This window comes from Type-E symbiont of Plautia stali (assembly GCF_059731115.1).
The window spans coordinates 3,264,058-3,280,082 of record NZ_AP035906.1 but is presented as its reverse complement, the minus strand read 5'-3'; the positions used below and the strand labels follow the sequence as shown (position 1 = coordinate 3,280,082).

Annotated in this window: 15 protein-coding genes; 9 read left to right on the top strand and 6 right to left on the bottom strand. The window is 46.0% G+C overall.

The annotated features are described in order from the left end of the window. Positions 1 to 39: 39 nt before the first annotated feature. Entirely contained in the window at positions 40 to 1,032 is a 993-nt protein-coding gene (gene rpoS, locus AC6I8L_RS15095) for an RNA polymerase sigma factor RpoS (protein ID WP_034822992.1), read from the top strand. Positions 1,033 to 1,144: 112 nt separating this feature from the next. Here the strand turns inward: rpoS and mutS are convergent, their stop codons facing one another. Beyond that, entirely contained in the window at positions 1,145 to 3,682 is a 2,538-nt protein-coding gene (mutS, locus tag AC6I8L_RS15090) for a DNA mismatch repair protein MutS (protein WP_058961526.1), read from the bottom strand. A 173-nt stretch (positions 3,683 to 3,855) separates the two neighbouring features. On the opposite strand from mutS, the gene AC6I8L_RS15085 reads away from it, so the two are divergent. Together AC6I8L_RS15085 and AC6I8L_RS15080 are read left to right on the top strand one after the other, a co-directional pair. Next, positions 3,856 to 5,316, top strand: coding sequence for a tyrosine-type recombinase/integrase (locus tag AC6I8L_RS15085; RefSeq protein WP_058961490.1), 1,461 nt, complete (start codon positions 3,856 to 3,858; stop codon positions 5,314 to 5,316). Next, complete coding sequence (locus AC6I8L_RS15080) at positions 5,313 to 6,098, top strand: BRO-N domain-containing protein (RefSeq protein WP_498013937.1); 786 nt, start codon at positions 5,313 to 5,315, stop codon at positions 6,096 to 6,098. Before AC6I8L_RS15085 ends, AC6I8L_RS15080 begins: the two co-directional genes overlap by 4 nt. A 796-nt stretch (positions 6,099 to 6,894) precedes the next feature. On the opposite strand, the gene AC6I8L_RS15075 is transcribed toward AC6I8L_RS15080, so the two are convergent. From AC6I8L_RS15075 to AC6I8L_RS15060, 4 genes are all read right to left on the bottom strand, one after another. Further along, positions 6,895 to 7,179, bottom strand: a complete 285-nt coding sequence (locus tag AC6I8L_RS15075) for a hypothetical protein (protein ID WP_226020281.1) — start codon at positions 7,177 to 7,179, stop codon at positions 6,895 to 6,897. Positions 7,180 to 7,331: 152 nt separating this feature from the next. Continuing rightward, positions 7,332 to 8,885: a relaxase/mobilization nuclease domain-containing protein gene (locus AC6I8L_RS15070; RefSeq protein ID WP_058961488.1), complete on the bottom strand. Its 1,554-nt coding sequence runs from the start codon at positions 8,883 to 8,885 to the stop codon at positions 7,332 to 7,334. Further along, positions 8,860 to 9,240 carry a plasmid mobilization protein gene (locus AC6I8L_RS15065; protein WP_058961487.1) on the bottom strand — a complete coding sequence of 127 codons (381 nt, stop codon included), beginning with the start codon at positions 9,238 to 9,240 and terminating at the stop codon, positions 8,860 to 8,862. The genes AC6I8L_RS15070 and AC6I8L_RS15065 overlap by 26 nt, the downstream gene beginning before the upstream one ends. Before the next feature lie 32 nt (positions 9,241 to 9,272). Then, a complete protein-coding gene (locus AC6I8L_RS15060) occupies positions 9,273 to 9,425 on the bottom strand; it encodes a hypothetical protein (RefSeq protein WP_167347132.1) in 153 nt (50 codons plus the stop codon). Positions 9,426 to 9,847: 422 nt separating this feature from the next. Between AC6I8L_RS15060 and AC6I8L_RS15055 the strand changes: the two genes are divergently transcribed. The 3 genes from AC6I8L_RS15055 to AC6I8L_RS15045 all read left to right on the top strand — a co-directional run bounded on the left by AC6I8L_RS15055 (position 9,848) and on the right by AC6I8L_RS15045 (position 12,326). After that, positions 9,848 to 10,084 carry a hypothetical protein gene (locus AC6I8L_RS15055; protein ID WP_058961486.1) on the top strand — a complete coding sequence of 79 codons (237 nt, stop codon included), beginning with the start codon at positions 9,848 to 9,850 and terminating at the stop codon, positions 10,082 to 10,084. Positions 10,085 to 10,821: 737 nt separating this feature from the next. Beyond that, complete coding sequence (gene mltB / locus AC6I8L_RS15050; RefSeq protein ID WP_058961485.1) at positions 10,822 to 11,904, top strand: lytic murein transglycosylase B; 1,083 nt, start codon at positions 10,822 to 10,824, stop codon at positions 11,902 to 11,904. An 86-nt stretch (positions 11,905 to 11,990) separates the two neighbouring features. Then, positions 11,991 to 12,326 (top strand): zinc ribbon domain-containing protein YjdM, encoded by a 336-nt coding sequence (locus AC6I8L_RS15045; RefSeq protein WP_034822198.1) that lies wholly within the window; start codon positions 11,991 to 11,993, stop codon positions 12,324 to 12,326. Between the two features lie 35 nt (positions 12,327 to 12,361). On the opposite strand, the gene AC6I8L_RS15040 is transcribed toward AC6I8L_RS15045, so the two are convergent. Beyond that, positions 12,362 to 13,249 (bottom strand): dihydrodipicolinate synthase family protein, encoded by an 888-nt coding sequence (locus AC6I8L_RS15040; RefSeq protein ID WP_058961484.1) that lies wholly within the window; start codon positions 13,247 to 13,249, stop codon positions 12,362 to 12,364. A 167-nt stretch (positions 13,250 to 13,416) separates the two neighbouring features. Here AC6I8L_RS15040 and tam point away from each other — a divergent pair, with 167 nt between their 5' ends. The 3 genes from tam to recA all read left to right on the top strand — a co-directional run bounded on the left by tam (position 13,417) and on the right by recA (position 15,955). Beyond that, positions 13,417 to 14,193 (top strand): trans-aconitate 2-methyltransferase, encoded by a 777-nt coding sequence (gene tam, locus AC6I8L_RS15035; protein WP_058961483.1) that lies wholly within the window; start codon positions 13,417 to 13,419, stop codon positions 14,191 to 14,193. 102 nt (positions 14,194 to 14,295) lie between these two features. Next, the gene (gene pncC / locus AC6I8L_RS15030) at positions 14,296 to 14,790 is read left to right on the top strand and encodes a nicotinamide-nucleotide amidase (protein WP_058961482.1); all 495 of its coding nucleotides are present in this window, start codon (positions 14,296 to 14,298) and stop codon (positions 14,788 to 14,790) included. 94 nt (positions 14,791 to 14,884) lie between these two features. Next, positions 14,885 to 15,955 carry a recombinase RecA gene (gene recA / locus AC6I8L_RS15025; RefSeq protein WP_034822205.1) on the top strand — a complete coding sequence of 357 codons (1,071 nt, stop codon included), beginning with the start codon at positions 14,885 to 14,887 and terminating at the stop codon, positions 15,953 to 15,955. Positions 15,956 to 16,025 lie beyond the last annotated feature (70 nt).

Genomic DNA, 16,025 nt, shown 5'->3' with positions numbered 1-16,025 from the left:
TTAGGTGTTCTGCCCTTGGATCACGGGTAGGAGCCGCTTATGAACCAGAATACGCTGAAAGTTAACGAGTTACATGAAGATGCGGAATTCGAGGAGAACGGAGCTGAGGTTTTTGATGAGAAGGCTCTCGTTGAGAACGAACCTGGTGATAACGAAGTAGCTGAAGAAGAGCTGTTGTCACAGGGTGCGACGCAACGCGTTTTGGATGCGACGCAGCTTTACCTTGGTGAGATCGGTTACTCTCCACTACTGACAGCAGAAGAAGAAGTGTTCTTCGCTCGTCGTGCACTACGTGGTGACATTCCTTCTCGCCGCCGCATGATTGAAAGTAATTTACGCCTGGTGGTGAAAATTGCCCGTCGTTATAGCAATCGTGGTCTGGCACTGCTGGATCTGATTGAAGAGGGTAATCTCGGCCTGATTCGTGCCGTGGAGAAGTTTGACCCAGAACGTGGGTTCCGTTTCTCAACCTATGCCACCTGGTGGATTCGTCAGACTATTGAACGGGCGATCATGAATCAAACCCGTACTATTCGTCTGCCGATCCACATCGTTAAAGAGTTGAATGTTTATCTGCGTACCGCGCGCGAACTTTCGCATAAGCTTGACCATGAGCCGAGTGCTGAAGAGATTGCCGAGCAGTTAGACAAGCCGGTTGATGATGTAAGCCGTATGCTGCGTCTCAACGAGCGTATTACCTCGGTTGACACACCGCTGGGTGGAGATTCCGAAAAAGCGCTGCTGGATATCCTGGCCGATGAAAAAGACAACGGCCCGGAAGACACCACGCAGGACGATGATATGAAACAAAGCATCGTTAAGTGGTTGTTTGAATTGAATGCCAAGCAGCGTGAAGTGCTGGCGCGTCGTTTCGGCCTGCTAGGCTATGAAGCGGCAACGCTGGAAGATGTGGGCCGTGAGATCGGGTTGACCCGTGAGCGCGTCCGTCAGATTCAGGTTGAAGGTCTGCGCCGTCTGCGTGAAATCCTGCAGACTCAGGGCCTCAACATTGAAGCACTGTTTCGCGAATAAGCCGTAACCGGCAATAAAAAACGGTGACCCTTGGGTCACCGTTTTTTTATGTGCGTTATCAGGCCGTTACGCTAATGAGCGACGTCATTACCCGCCGCTCATTAAAATTGAACTAGACCAATGTTTTAAGGCGGTAAATCCACTCCAGCGCCTGTTTTGGCGTGAGACTATCAGGGTCCAACGCTTCCAGTGCGTCTACGGCTGGCGATGTTTCTGCCACCAGCAGCTGCATTTGCGATCCTTCTACCGTAGATGCTGCAGAACTGCCGGAGAGCGCTTCCAGCTCTTTCAGCTTGTTGCGCGCACGTTTGATCACGTCTTTCGGCACACCCGCTAATGCAGCAACTGCTAAACCATAGCTTTTGCTGGCTGCACCATCTTGTACGCTGTGCATAAATGCAATGGTATCGCCATGCTCCATGGCATCAAGATGCACATTCACTACGCCTTCCATTTTTTCCGGCAGGGTCGTAAGTTCGAAGTAGTGGGTGGCAAACAGTGTCATCGCTTTGATGCGGTTTGCCAGGCTCTCCGCACAAGCCCATGCCAGCGACAGCCCATCGTAGGTCGATGTGCCGCGACCGATTTCATCCATCAACACCAGGCTGTTCTCCGTGGCGTTATGCAGGATATTGGCCGTTTCCGTCATCTCAACCATAAAAGTTGAACGCCCAGAAGCCAGGTCATCAGCCGCACCGACACGAGTAAAGATACGATCGATAGGGCCCATTATGGTTTCTTCGGCTGGCACATAGCTGCCAATCCACGCCATCAGCGCGATCAATGCAGTCTGACGCATGTAAGTACTCTTACCGCCCATATTCGGACCGGTGATGATCAACATGCGGCGTTGATTCGACAATGATAGCGGATTAGCAATAAACGGCTCTTTCAGAACCTGCTCCACGACAGGGTGGCGACCCGCGGTGATGCGGATACCGGCTTTTTCCTGCAGTACCGGGCGGCAGTAATTCAGTGTCCAGGCGCGTTCTGCCAGGTTAGCCAACACATCCAGTTCAGCCAGCGCCGCGGCACTGATCTGCAGTGCTTCAAGATGTGGCAGCAACTGATCGAGTAACGCTTCGTACAGGCCTTTTTCCAGCGCCAGCGCTTTGCCTTTTGAGGTCAGTACCTTGTCTTCATACTCTTTCAATTCAGGAATGATGTAGCGCTCGGCGTTCTTCAGCGTCTGGCGGCGGACATAGTGAATCGGCACCAGGTGGCTTTGGCCGCGGCTGACCTGAATGTAGTAACCATGAATTGCGTTAAAACCCACCTTTAAAGTATCCAGCCCTAGCTTCTCTCGTTCGCGAATTTCCAGGCGGTCGAGATAATCAGTGGCACCGTCGGCCAGCGCACGCCATTCATCTAATTCAGCGTTATAGCCGGGCGCAATCACACCACCGTCACGCACCAGCACGGGAGGAGATTCAATGACGGCTAGTTCCAGCAGCTCGCGCAATTCATTAAATTCACCCATCTGCGAACGCAGATTGACCAGTTGAGTCGCCTCGACACCTTCCAGCTGCTGGTTCAACTCCGGCAACTGCTGGAAGGCATGCCGCATGCGAGCTAAATCACGCGGGCGCGCGGTGCGCAGTGCCAGACGCGCCAGGATGCGTTCCAAATCGCCCACCTGGCGCAGTACCGGCTGTAATGCTTCACTCAGAGATTGCAGTTCGGCAATCGATTCCTGGCGACGACTGATGGTGGTGACATCGCGCAGCGGCATATGCAGCCAGCGCTTCAGCATACGGCTGCCCATCGGGGTAACGGTTTTATCCAACACTGCCGCCAGGGTATTTTCGGTGCCCCCGGCCAGGTTCTGCGTGATTTCCAGGTTGCGGCGAGTGGCTGCATCCATGATGACGCTGTCCTGCTGGCGCTCCATACTTAACGAGCGAATATGTGGCAGGGAGGTGCGTTGGGTATCCTTAACATATTGAAGCAGACAACCCGCAGCGCGTAGCGCCAGATGAGCCTGTTCAACACCAAAGCCGCTAAGATCACGCGTGCCGAATTGCAGGTTTAATTGCTGGCGTGCGGTGTCGATTTCATATTCCCATAGCGGACGACGGCGCAGACCACGACGCTGATCGATCAGCGCCATGGCCTGGAAATCTTCGGGATAGAGCAGTTCAGCAGGATTAGTGCGCTGGAGTTCTGCCGCCATGGTCTCCTGGTCGACAGGTTCGCTCAGGCGAAAACGCCCCGAGCTGATATCGAGGGTGGCATAACCAAATCCGCGCTGGCTCTGGAAGATGGCCGCCAGTAAGTTGTCCTGACGCTCCTGCAGCAGCGCTTCATCACTGATGGTGCCTGGTGTCACAATGCGCACGACTTTACGCTCAACCGGTCCTTTGCTCAGTGCCGGGTCGCCAATCTGTTCGCAGATCGCCACGGATTCACCGAGCTGGACCAGTTTTGCCAGATAACCTTCAACAGCATGATAGGGCACGCCCGCCATCGGGATGGGTTCACCCGCTGACGCGCCGCGTTTCGTGAGTGAAATCTCCAGCAGTTGGGAGGCTCGCCTGGCGTCGTCGTAGAACAGCTCGTAAAAATCGCCCATGCGATAAAACAGCAGGATTTCGGGATGGTCAGCCTTCAGGCGCAGGTATTGCTGCATCATTGGGGTGTGATTTTCCATACCTTTAATTATGGTGCTTTGATTATTGATTTTGCTATGTTTTTCCATTTTACAAAACTCTGGAGTGAGTGTGTTTTGGTATACATAAACACACTCACTGCGAAAAAATGTATACTATATGTATATCAGCTACTCTCGCTGCTGAACAAAAAAAGAACTGGTATACAAATCATATGAAAATCAATCTAAATCAACAGCTTGTGGTTAAAACGTTATCTATTGATTTTAAGCCGAAGATCTTACCTGACGGCCAATTGATCTTTGAACTGAACGAAGAACGTAAACCGTACTTTATCACAGATGCTCATCGTGACGCGCCAGTAGGATTTGGTGTAAAAGTTTCAACCAACAAGAAGGTTTACTATATCCAGAGAAGGGTTTCTGACTCGGATTCTGGAATGCAAGTGATTAGGGCTACCCTTGGTAGCGTTAGCGACTTTGATAACATCGCACAGGCTCGTGACGAAGCTCGCCGTTATGTTCAACAGATGAAACAGACGAAGCGCAATCCAAATAAAGTCAAACGAGAAACACATGCTTCGGAACTAATGATAAAAGAGATCTTTGAGCAATATAGAAGGCATTTAACTACACGCTCAAAGCCAGCTAAACCCAATACTTTGCTTGTTTTTGATAAAGCGCAAAATAGGTTATCTGATTGGGCTAACTTACGTGTAAAAGATCTTAGTGGGAATGAGATTTTGAGAAAGTTTGACGAAATAGCTGTAAAAGCTCGAACCGCCGCTGAACAAACATTCAGATGGATAAATGTTGCAGTGAAATATGCTATTGAGATCGAGGCTATTAATGCTCAAACACAACAAAGAAAGCCTAGTATTATTTATAACCCATTTACAATTTTGGCTGTGCAGAAAAAGTACAGAACACGTTCAGAGTTAGAAGATAGTTATAGAGAAAAAAATATCCGCAATCCTCTATCACCTCGCGATACTTTAAAACAGTTTCTAGATGCACTTTATTATAAAAGGTTTACTAACAGGTTAGGTGCTGACTATTTACTTGTGACAATTCTATCAGGAACAAGGAAAGAGGAATCTGCCTCGTTATGTTGGAGAGAAAAGTTAACAGACGAAGAAGCCAAGCGAACTAACTATGTAGATCTTAAAAATAGATTGCTATTCTTCTATGATACAAAAAATAGAAATAATCATACTCTTCCGATATGCGATGCAATGTATCGTATTCTTGAAGATAGAAAATACTTACTTGACGAAGTTAATGTAGGCACTTCTTATAAGAATAAATATGTATTTCCAGCCCGTTCAAAATTTAGTAAGGCGGGGCATTATTCGGACTCGAAAGAACTTCGCATCAAAATCTGCGAAGAAGCAGGAATTGTTAAGTTAGGTATGCATGATTTGAGAAGAACGTTTGGACGTATAGCAGAAGAATTGGTTTCATATGCGGTAGTTAAAAGATTGCTTAACCATAAAAATACAACTGATCCGACAGAACGGTATGCTGACCCTCATTGGGATCGAATAAAAGAGGCTTTACAAAGGATTGAGTTAAACATATTATCAAAGTCTTCAAATCTATATAACAGTCTTCTGGCTTCGTCGAAATACCAGCCAATAGCCAGTATCGAGCAAGAAATAAAGGAGGTAGAATGAATAATAATCTTATGAAAATCTGTTATCAAGGCGAGACTGGTGAAAGTGATGTGAGGACAATGATACTAGATGAAGTATTATATGTATCCTTAAAAGACGTATTGCTCACCTTAAACAAAGAGAATAGAAAAATTGATGAGAATTTTATCACCAAATCGATGGTTGGATTATTAAAGGCGCAAATAGAAGTGCTGGAATCAGATGAGTTTATTAATGTCAAAACTCAAGACTCTAAATATCCAGGAGAAACAGAGGTATTTGTAACTCAACCTGGACTTTATCGAGTAATGTCCAGTGATAAGAGTGCAGCCGGTAAAAAGTTCCAAAAGTGGTTATTTCATGAGGTTATTCCATCTTTGACAAAACATGGGAGTTACCCACCTCCTGTGGAAAATAAAGGCTCCGCGCTGGCACAAATGGCAGAGATTTTAGCCCAAAATTCAAGGCTGTTAGCGGACACAATTATTAAGCAGGAGATTTTGGAAAAGGATGTGTTGCATGTTAAAGGTAAAGTTGAATCCTTTGATAAAAGATTACTTCTTTTAGAAGATAGCGCTAATAATGACGAAATGAACACTCTTAATGAAAGGTTGAGCTATTTCGGACTTTTTCTTAATGAGGCTGATTATCATGAAGCCTTGGGTTGGTGTGAGAACATTACCTTCTCAAAGGCAAGAGAAAAAGTTTATTCTTCGGAGAGAGGGAGTATTAAATATACGATTCAGACGATAGATGAAGTTATATCAATCATGAACGAAAAAAATAAAATAATTAACCCTTGATTCTATAGTTATTAATCATGGTTCTACTGTTTTTATTTAGGGCGCTTGTTAACGTGCGCCTGACTGTTTACCAGGCTTGCCTGGGTTTTATCCCAGGCTTCGCCCTCCCCGAATTCGTCAAAAAAAATGAACGAAAATCGAAGATAGGCGCTGCCAAAAATCAGGTTTAACACATATGTGTGTATTTTTTTATCCCAGGTTTTCAACCGTTCCGGCTTAGAGAACTATATTGTTTCCAATATAGGAACCCTGCAACACTCCCAGAAACAAGCCATATTGCTATTTGTGCTAATCAATCCACGTTTTTGGCCGTGTTTTCTCATACCCTACCAGATTAATCACCCAACAACTTAGGCGTGCGCTTCGAGCTTAGTAATACGTTGCACTCCCCATCTTTACTAACAATCAACAAATCTACGGACATACCCTTTATTTCCACATAGCTAAGATCTGATACAACAGAATAAAATGATTGCTTTTGGGTACTAGTTTTTAAATTGAGAAATGAAGATTGTAAAAGTGAAAGGTTGGATTTGACAAATATATTTTCGTATTGTATTAAATATATATTCGTAATCGAGTTCTTTCTCAACTTGATTACAAGGCTTCAAAAGTCTGTAAACTTTTCTAGTCCCTAAAAAGTCAGCGAAATAAAGCTGGCTTTTTTTGTATCTAACCCTTGTTTTAATATAAATATTTAATATGTCAAGATGCTAATAAAAAAATAGTTGGTTTGTTAAATGCCTTAACTAGCAAGCATAGGTTTAGCTTAGAAATAAAAGGGGAGCAGTCCCCTTTATTTAGCTGAACGTCTAATCCAAGAAGCTTTATCTTTGTTTTTGAGTTTAACAATAATAAGTGGTGTAAAAGTTACAGCAAGCGTAAATGCCAAAAACGCAGGAGGTGAACGGAAAATCACCGCAATGGCGATACCAGCAGGAATCCCGATCAATGCACCAGTTGCAACCAGAGCTTTGACTGTCTGTTGACTAACATAACCCACCACCTCTTCTGCTCCGCAACTACCACACACTGATGCACCTTCTGGTATGTGGGCTTTGCAAAATGGACATTCCGACATGATTTTTCCTCAAAAAAGATCCCTATAAGTTACTGACATAATTAACTTCGTGTACTCTTTAGTCGAATCGTTTATAACGATCAATTCAGATCATGTTGATAGCCAGCACCTATCATGAGTTACAAAACTGATCGGTATAAACGATCAGTTTTTTACGTTGAGCCAATCTTCATATTCTTTTTATTTATGGTAACCCGCTGATTTTCCTGCTCAACGTCCCTTTTAAGAGCTTTCTCCAATTTTTTAGCCATTTCTTTTTGACGTTCCAAAGCAATATCCTCTGTATCCTTTCTTCGAGTTCGGCCGCCTGTTCCCCCTCCTGTCGTTGTTCCTGAGCCTGTTCCTGTTGTTGGTGATGTTGGTTTAATAATTCCCAAACGCAATTTTAAAGCTCTTATTTTTTCATTCCCTGTAATATGTAAGTCGCTACGGCTCGACTGTCTAACGTTATTGATGGCTGTTTCTGCATAGTCCAAAATACGACTAACGCTCCCACCGATAATCCCGTTATTAATGCCAACGAACCTATTATTATTTTTTGAACCAGATGTGTTCCATCTGCTTTTCGATTTGCGTTTAAAATCTTTTTTAAGTCTGCTGATACGATCTTTAAGTCTGTTGATGCTGTTGCTATTGTTTTGCTTTGGCTTTCTATAAACGTTTTGTTCCTGTCCACTGTTAAGTCCAGTTCCTGGAAGGCTTTCGTTGTAATCGATAGAGATTCGATCACTGGTTCCAATGTTGTTGCCAAGTCTTGCAGAATTGTCTCCGACATTTCGATTTTCAAAGCTTGGGTTTCTTTCAGCGTCTGTTGTAAGAGTTGAACTTGACTGTTCAGCAACTGCCCCTGCTGATTCAGCTCCCTCAACTCTTGCAGTGTCGATTGTGGTGTTGATGTCTCTAATGTGTGTAAAGTCGCGATCTTGCTCATAATTCAATACCTCTGCTATCTTGTTCCAGCCAAACTTTTTGCCAAGCTGACTACCTTTGAAATGAATGCCGGCATAACCGAAACTAACGCCGGAAATCCTGCCAGTGCTGGCTTTGTTGAAAGCTACCGTAATCCCTGCTGTTTCCATTCTTTCGAGGAAAGAAGCTGTGTCTGGCTTATCAGCCATAGCCTCTGTAATCGTGTCCTGCAACACGATACGAGGAGGCCTAGAACCTTCTCTCAAACCCATTTCTATCTCTTCTTTGGTTGGGGTTTTTACGTCTGATTTATCGCTTCTATCAAGCCCTTTTGTGATAGTTAGTCCGTGTGATTTTTCGAGTTCCTGACAGACATCAATGGAATTCAACGCCTCAAATTTTCCCGCCCAAACCGTACCATCGAGGCCAACACGGTTAGCTAAAATGTGTATGTGATCTTTCTCTGTGTCGTTGTGTCTCACAACAACATATTGATTATTAGCTAAATCAAAACCCATTTTCTCAAGGTAGTTTTCTGCTATTTCTTGCCATTTTTCAGGACCTAACTTTTCCTCTTCTGGCGTAAGACTTAAACTTGTATGCCATACAGGTTTATCAATATCTGGCCTGATATTTCTTGTTTGAGTGAATTCTTGAGTAAGTTCTTTTATATTCTCTCCAATCATATTGGAACAAATAAAATCAGGAGCAGGCTTATCTTCTTTATCTTTTTTCAAAGAAAAAAGATATTGTAAACAGCCTTTAAATCCTTTACCTCGTTTTATTTTGCTCTTCATTACTTACCCCTTCTAAACCAGATAAAACTCTGCTTATCTTCTTAATAGAAAGCCTCCATTGATCGAGTGTTTGAGTGTCATTCCTAGAATTTAATATTTTAGCTATTTGGTTTATATTGCTGCCTATTTTTTTTAATTCTAATAAGGCATCGTTATTTATCTTTGGTAATGTTTTATTTCTCGGTTCCGATCTTAAAAGCTCCTGTCTTATTAAATGACCCAACTCAATACCAGCTTTGTTTTTTAGATCATTCAAATGAGCAAGCTCTTTTTCGTTAACTCTGAATTTTATAGTGGTATCTCGTATTTCTTCCGGAGGGAGTTTTCTCCTCCCTCTTTTTCTATCTGTTTCCATTATTTAACTCTCAATTTTGAATTCTAACTTTATTACATTATCCTTTTATAGTCTTCATCAAGCTGAATTACATTTTTACATTCATTACATACATATTCCCCATCGATATTAAAATCGATATCATTTACGTGTAATGTTTCTTTTTCACATTCTTCACAATAAAAATAAACAAATTCATCACTCATAATATTTTATCCTTTTTTCTATCCATTATTTTTTACCTACCTTTTTTTTCACAATCTGAACTAGATTGTATTGTTTAACAGCGTCATCATATTTACTTCTCAACGCACTATATTTGGAACTTGTTTTTTGTTTAATGGTATCTTCCATCATTGAGTACAAATAGAACATTGCAAAAATAACACCTAGCATAAATAACATATATATCTCCTTTTGTTTTTGGTTTATTCTTTGCCGCCCCCCCTAAATGCTATTAGGGGGAAAAGCGGAAGGGTAAAGATCCCTAAATCAAACGTAGTGCGATTTATGGGCAAGGGAAATAACGGACACGTTATTACACCTTGCTCCATAAATAAAAAAACGGTATCCTCAATATTGTAACTACACCCTAGATTTTATTTTGTCAAATATACAGGAGTTAAAAATGAGTAAGCGCATTAATATCTCTGTCGAAATAGATGTTGAAACTATGGGCCGTTTTTTAAATTTATTTGTGGAAGAAGAGAAAATAAATTATGGCGAGCATTTTTTTGATGAAAAGTTTAAGCGAAGATTAGTGAACTATCTTATAGATAATAAAAAGGATATTTTTGAATTGAGTCAGGAATCAGAAAAAGATGTGATCTCAATCATGGATGAGTTTTATAGAGGTAAAATCTGAGGATGTGGCGTTACTACGTGAAATCGAAGAAAGAGTAACGAGGGTAAGTTCGGCAGATTTTAAAATAGCGGCGACAGAAACAGTCAAAACTCGTTTTTGGCTGTTTGCTGGTGCAACTTAAAAACCATGAACTGCGCACCAACAATAGCTATAAAAGTTTGATATTTAATGATTTAAAGCTGTTTTTTGATATTTGTAATTTATCGTCATTTTTTGAGTGCAAAAAACAACCATTTTTGAAGTGTCAAAGTACCACATGTATACCATGTGTATATTTTTTTATTGTATTTGTAAAATACATAAATAAATCAGTACAAAATGGTTTTTACCATATACTGCTGCATCATGGGCGTGTGGCCAGTAAAGTCCATTTGCGCTGCTCCTTTCATCTCGTTTTCGCTCAAAATTCACTCGTTCAATCATGGCTGCCCGATATGAGCAGGCCAGTGTGGTGCGTTATCTCACAGACGGATAACCAAGGCGCAGATATTAACATTTTGCCCTGCGCGCATCATCCGGCTGCAATGGATTCTGGCTGCCGACCTTAACAAATTGCGATAAGCAGTAAAAAGTAAAATTGGGCGATAAAGATAAAGTGTGGAGCTGTTCCGCAAATTTTCGCTGCAACCCACTGAAACCAGGGAATAGCGGCGTAAATTTAAGATATTGCTCTGTATCCCGCTTTGATGAACGATTACCATGTTGGCTTCCGGTTTCATCTGGCTTATGGATATCTAATGCGTTTTAAGGTTGCTTTTCTTCCACTTATCGCCTTGCTTGCTGCCTGCAGCAGTAAGCCTGCAACCCAGCAGCAAACCGCCGTTGTGCCTGCACCAAAAGGTGGTTTTTTACTGGAACCTTCACACGCCGTTCAGCCGATGTTTGGTGATTTCGCAGGGAATCCAGCGGCTGAGCAGTTTATTGATCAAATGGTGGCAAAACACGGTTTTAACCGTGATCAACTGCACGCCGTGATTGGCCAGGCGAAGCGTCTCGATTACGTGCTGCGCCTGATGGATCAACAAGCACCAAGCTACACGCCTCCGACGGGGCCAAACGGCGCCTGGATCCGCTACCGTAATAAATTCATCACGCCAGATAATGTGCAAAATGGTGTGGCGTTCTGGGATCAATATCAGCACGCGCTGCAACGCGCTCAGCAGGTTTATGGTGTGCCGCCTGAGATCATTGTCGGAATCATTGGTGTGGAAACACGCTGGGGTCGGGTGATGGGCAAAACGCGTCTGCTGGATGCGCTGGCCACCTTATCCTTTAGCTATCCTCGTCGCGCGGCCTACTTCAGCGGCGAACTGGAAACCTTCCTGCTGATGGCGCGCACTGAACAGGATGATCCGCTGGATCTGCGCGGTTCCTTTGCGGGTGCAATGGGGTACGGCCAGTTTATGCCGTCTTCCTATAAAGAGTATGCGGTCGACTTCAATGGTGATGGCCACATTAACCTGTGGGATCCTGTGGATGCGATTGGTAGCGTAGCAAATTACTTTAAAGAGCACGGCTGGCGGGCAGGGCAGAATGTTGCCGTACCGGCAAGCGGGCAGGCTCCTGCGCTGGAAAATGGGTTTAAAACGCTCTATCCGGTGAATACGCTGATGGCGAGTGGCCTGACGCCGCAAGGATCGCTGGATGGTAATAACCAGGCGAGTCTGCTGCGCCTTGATCTTGGCACCAGTTATCAATATTGGTATGGCCTGCCTAACTTCTATGTCATCACGCGTTATAACCACAGCACACACTATGCCATGGCGGTATGGCAATTGGGTCAGGCAGTGGCGAAAGCGCGTCAGGGCAACATGCTTTAATGCTGTCCTTATAAAGAGTGAGGGTATAAGATGGCGCCCCTTTTGCGGTGCCATCTTCACCGCCTTTCGACTTCTGAGGAATGCTCATGACAACATTACCTGCTTGCCCAGTGTGCCAGGCTGATTATACCTGGCAGGATGGTGAGAACCTGAACTGCCCATCTTGTGGCCATATCTGGTCACCGAGTGCTGATGCAGCATCGGATGGTTTGGTGGTGCGGGATGCCAATGGCAATCTGCTGGCTGATGGGGACAGCGTTACCGTGGTTAAGGATCTCAAGGTGAAAGGCAGTTCTTCAACCCTGAAGATTGGCACCAAAGTGAAAAGCATTCGTCTGGTTGAAGGCGACCACAACATTGATTGCAAAATCGATGGTTTTGGCCCGATGAAACTCAAATCTGAGTTTGTTAAAAAGAACTGAGAACAGGACGGCTGCCCGGCCGTCCCTTATTGTGATCACATCAGCAAACGATCCAGCTCTGCGCACTGCTCAACCGTGAGTTCACCGCCATAATTACGTGAATGACTGCTCATAGAATCATATTTGCGCGCCACTGCGGTTTTGATGGTCGTGACAAAGTCATCGCCGATGGTGTAAATCGCCATCAGCTTACCAATACGCTGTTGAATCTGTGCCAACTGCGCTAACTCTCCCGCTCGCCATGCGTGCATCGTCTCCGCAAACAACTCCGGTACTATGTTGTTTAAGCCGGAAATCACCCCGGCACCGCCTGCCAGCAAATTAGGCAGAAGATATTCGTCATACCCTGAAAGCACGGTGAAATCAGGGCGAACCTTTTTGGTTTCTTCAATCAGGGCCCGATTGTGTGAAAGACAATCCATGGTGTCTTTAATGCCGATAAACTGCGGCAGTTCAGCGGCTAATTCTGCTACCAATGCCGGCGTTAAATCGCAACCGGTACGCGCCGGAAAGTTGTAGGCAAACCACTTGCCGCCTAACTGTTTATCCAGTGCTTTAAAGTAGCTCAACAGCTGTTTCTGCGTTTGCCCATAGTAGTAGGGCGGCAAAACCATCACGGCGTCATAACCGTTTTTCCAGGCGGCTTCAGTGAGCTGCAACATGTCGGGAACGCAGGTACTTGAGATATTCGCGACCATGGTCAGTGGCGAAAGCTGACGAGCTTCGCGAATCAGCATCAGCCGTTCCTGTTGGGTCAGCGAAGCAAACTCCCCGATACTGCCCATCAGCAACAGCGTATCAATCCCCGAGGCGTTCAGGCGCGCAAAGTGGCGGCCCAGCGCATCAATATCGAGCTTATTATGTTGATCGAAAGGGGTAACTGAAGGACACCAGACGCCGGTTAATTCAGGTTGTGAAGCCATAACGCGATCCTCGTTTTTTAAAAATGAAACATCGTTTTAACTTAGTGCTCGTGACTCACATTAACCAGTGACAAAGGGTAAAAAGGTGAGACATCGCACTTTTCTCTTCGCTTAGCGATTGAGAAAACAGGTAGTGTGATGCTCTTCAGCCAGACAGGAGCGTTGCCATGCAAGACTGGAATCCACAGCTGTATCGTCAATTTGAATCGGAACGCACGCGCCCTGCGCGTGAACTCTTAGAACGTATTCCACTAACCGACGTGCATCTCGCGACTGACCTCGGATGCGGTCCCGGCAACAGCACTGAGCTACTGGCGCAAGCGTGGCCAGGCGCGGTGATTACAGGCATCGATAGCTCTGCAGCCATGCTGGAACAAGCGCAAGAGCGGTTACCTGCCTGCACTTTTCTGCAGGCGGATATTCGTACCTGGCAGGCGAGCCAGCCACAGCAGGTCATCTATGCGAATGCTTCGCTGCAGTGGTTAACCGATCACTACACGCTGCTGCCGCATTTGGTTGAACAGCTGGATATCGGTGGCGCTCTGGCGATACAGATGCCGGACAATCTTGAAGAAGCCTCTCACAGCTTGATGCGTAAAGTGGCGGCCAGTGAACGCTGGCAGGCACATATCTCGCCACAGGCCGCGGATCGCAAACGCCTGCTGAGCACGGAACAGTATTATGACTTGCTGAGTGATGCAGGCTGTCAGGTGGATATCTGGCGTACCACGTACTATCACCCGATGGCCGATGCGCAGGCCATCATTACCTGGCTCCGTGCCACGGGCTTGCGTCCTTTCCTCGCTGGATTGACCGAACAGCAACAAGCGGATTTTCTGCATGACTATCATCAGGCATTAATGCCGGCTTATCCCCCACGCAGCAATGGTCAGGTTTTGCTGGCTTTCCCGCGTTTATTTATGGTGGCAGTGAGAACGCGTTAAAATTGCTGGAAGCGGTTGCGCAAATTGGTGCGACAGAGGTTGAAAAGGGCGCTCTGTTGCACCATTTATGGCTAACGCGCAGCGCCAAAACAGGAGAGGGCGATGAACGACCAACAGTTGCAGCAGCTCAGCCAGCGTATTGGTGAACAGCTCAAGAAACGCAAGGCAACGGTGACCGCGGCGGAATCTTGCACCGGTGGCTGGATCGCCAAAGTGTTTACCGATATCAGTGGCAGCTCTGCCTGGTTTGAGCGGGGGTTCGTGACCTACAGCAACGAAGCCAAACAGCAGATGGTGGGCGTGCAGGCAGCGACTCTGGCGCAGTATGGCGCGGTCAGTGAGCAAACTGTGCGTGAGATGGCTCAAGGTGCCTGCAATGCCGCCGGCGCCGAGTTTGGCATTGCTGTGAGCGGGATTGCGGGGCCAGATGGTGGTTCGGCAGAAAAGCCAGTGGGTACAGTGTGGTTTGCCATTGCCGGACCTGGCGATCGTGTTCTGGCGCAGCGGCAGATCTTTGCCGGAGACCGTGACGCGGTGCGTCGGCAATCCGTCAGCTGGGCGCTGCAAACACTGCTTGATGAATTTCTGACAAATTAAACTTGATACTGTATGGTCATACAGTATAATTACCGGCAACAGAACGAGCAGGCACACAATGATGTCGGCTTACCCAGCATGATTAGGAGTGGAAATGGCGATTGACGAGAACAAACAGAAAGCTTTAGCTGCCGCGCTGGGCCAGATTGAGAAACAATTTGGCAAAGGCTCAATCATGCGCCTGGGTGAAGACCGCTCAATGGACGTAGAGACCATCTCAACCGGTTCACTGTCACTGGATATCGCGTTGGGTGCTGGTGGCTTGCCGATGGGGCGTATCGTTGAGATCTACGGACCAGAATCTTCCGGTAAAACCACGCTGACGCTGCAGGTGATTGCCGCTGCACAGCGTAAAGGTAAAACCTGTGCCTTTATCGATGCTGAACATGCGCTTGATCCGGTGTATGCCAAAAAACTCGGCGTTGATATCGACAATCTGCTGTGTTCGCAGCCGGACACCGGTGAACAAGCGCTGGAGATTTGTGATGCGTTAGCTCGCTCCGGTGCCGTTGATGTGATCATCGTGGACTCCGTTGCGGCACTGACGCCGAAAGCGGAAATCGAAGGTGAAATCGGTGATTCGCACATGGGTCTGGCCGCACGTATGATGAGCCAGGCGATGCGTAAGTTAGCGGGTAACCTGAAGCAGTCCAACACGCTGCTGATCTTCATCAACCAGATTCGTATGAAAATTGGTGTGATGTTTGGTAACCCAGAAACCACCACCGGTGGTAACGCGCTGAAATTCTATGCCTCTGTTCGTCTTGATATCCGCCGTATCGGTGCGATTAAAGAGGGCGATGAAGTGGTCGGTAGCGAAACCCGCGTAAAAGTGGTGAAGAACAAAATTGCTGCGCCATTTAAGCAGGCTGAATTCCAGATTATGTACGGTGAAGGCATCAACACCTTTGGCGAGCTGGTGGATCTCGGCGTGAAACACAAACTGGTTGAGAAAGCCGGTGCGTGGTACAGCTACAACGGCGAAAAGATTGGTCAAGGTAAAGCGAACTCGACCAACTTCCTGAAAGAGAACCCAGCGATTGCTAACGAGATCGATAAGAAGTTACGCGATCTGCTGCTGACGGGTGCAACGGCTGGAGCGGGTGCAGCAGAAATCTCTGCTGATGACTACGAAGAAGCTAGCGAAACCAACGAAGATTTCTAAGATACCCCCCACGGGAGCAGCGATGCTCCCGTTTGCTTTTCCCCGTCAACACTTCCCCTGATCGTCTTCT

Excerpts from the sequence above, each read along its gene's own strand:
- AC6I8L_RS15085 (WP_058961490.1), top strand. The coding sequence starts at position 3,856 with ATGAAAATCAATCTAAATCAACAGCTTGTGGTTAAAACGTTATCTATT.
- AC6I8L_RS15065 (WP_058961487.1), bottom strand. The coding sequence starts at position 9,240 with ATGGAAACAGATAGAAAAAGAGGGAGGAGAAAACTCCCTCCGGAAGAA.
- AC6I8L_RS15045 (WP_034822198.1), top strand. The coding sequence starts at position 11,991 with ATGACAACATTACCTGCTTGCCCAGTGTGCCAGGCTGATTATACCTGG.
- AC6I8L_RS15040 (WP_058961484.1), bottom strand. The coding sequence starts at position 13,249 with ATGGCTTCACAACCTGAATTAACCGGCGTCTGGTGTCCTTCAGTTACC.
- mutS (WP_058961526.1), bottom strand. The coding sequence starts at position 3,682 with ATGGAAAATCACACCCCAATGATGCAGCAATACCTGCGCCTGAAGGCT.
- tam (WP_058961483.1), top strand. The coding sequence starts at position 13,417 with ATGCAAGACTGGAATCCACAGCTGTATCGTCAATTTGAATCGGAACGC.
- AC6I8L_RS15070 (WP_058961488.1), bottom strand. The coding sequence starts at position 8,885 with ATGAAGAGCAAAATAAAACGAGGTAAAGGATTTAAAGGCTGTTTACAA.
- AC6I8L_RS15055 (WP_058961486.1), top strand. The coding sequence starts at position 9,848 with ATGAGTAAGCGCATTAATATCTCTGTCGAAATAGATGTTGAAACTATG.
- AC6I8L_RS15080 (WP_498013937.1), top strand. The coding sequence starts at position 5,313 with ATGAATAATAATCTTATGAAAATCTGTTATCAAGGCGAGACTGGTGAA.
- mltB (WP_058961485.1), top strand. The coding sequence starts at position 10,822 with ATGCGTTTTAAGGTTGCTTTTCTTCCACTTATCGCCTTGCTTGCTGCC.
- recA (WP_034822205.1), top strand. The coding sequence starts at position 14,885 with ATGGCGATTGACGAGAACAAACAGAAAGCTTTAGCTGCCGCGCTGGGC.
- AC6I8L_RS15075 (WP_226020281.1), bottom strand. The coding sequence starts at position 7,179 with ATGTCGGAATGTCCATTTTGCAAAGCCCACATACCAGAAGGTGCATCA.
- pncC (WP_058961482.1), top strand. The coding sequence starts at position 14,296 with ATGAACGACCAACAGTTGCAGCAGCTCAGCCAGCGTATTGGTGAACAG.
- AC6I8L_RS15060 (WP_167347132.1), bottom strand. The coding sequence starts at position 9,425 with ATGAGTGATGAATTTGTTTATTTTTATTGTGAAGAATGTGAAAAAGAA.
- rpoS (WP_034822992.1), top strand. The coding sequence starts at position 40 with ATGAACCAGAATACGCTGAAAGTTAACGAGTTACATGAAGATGCGGAA.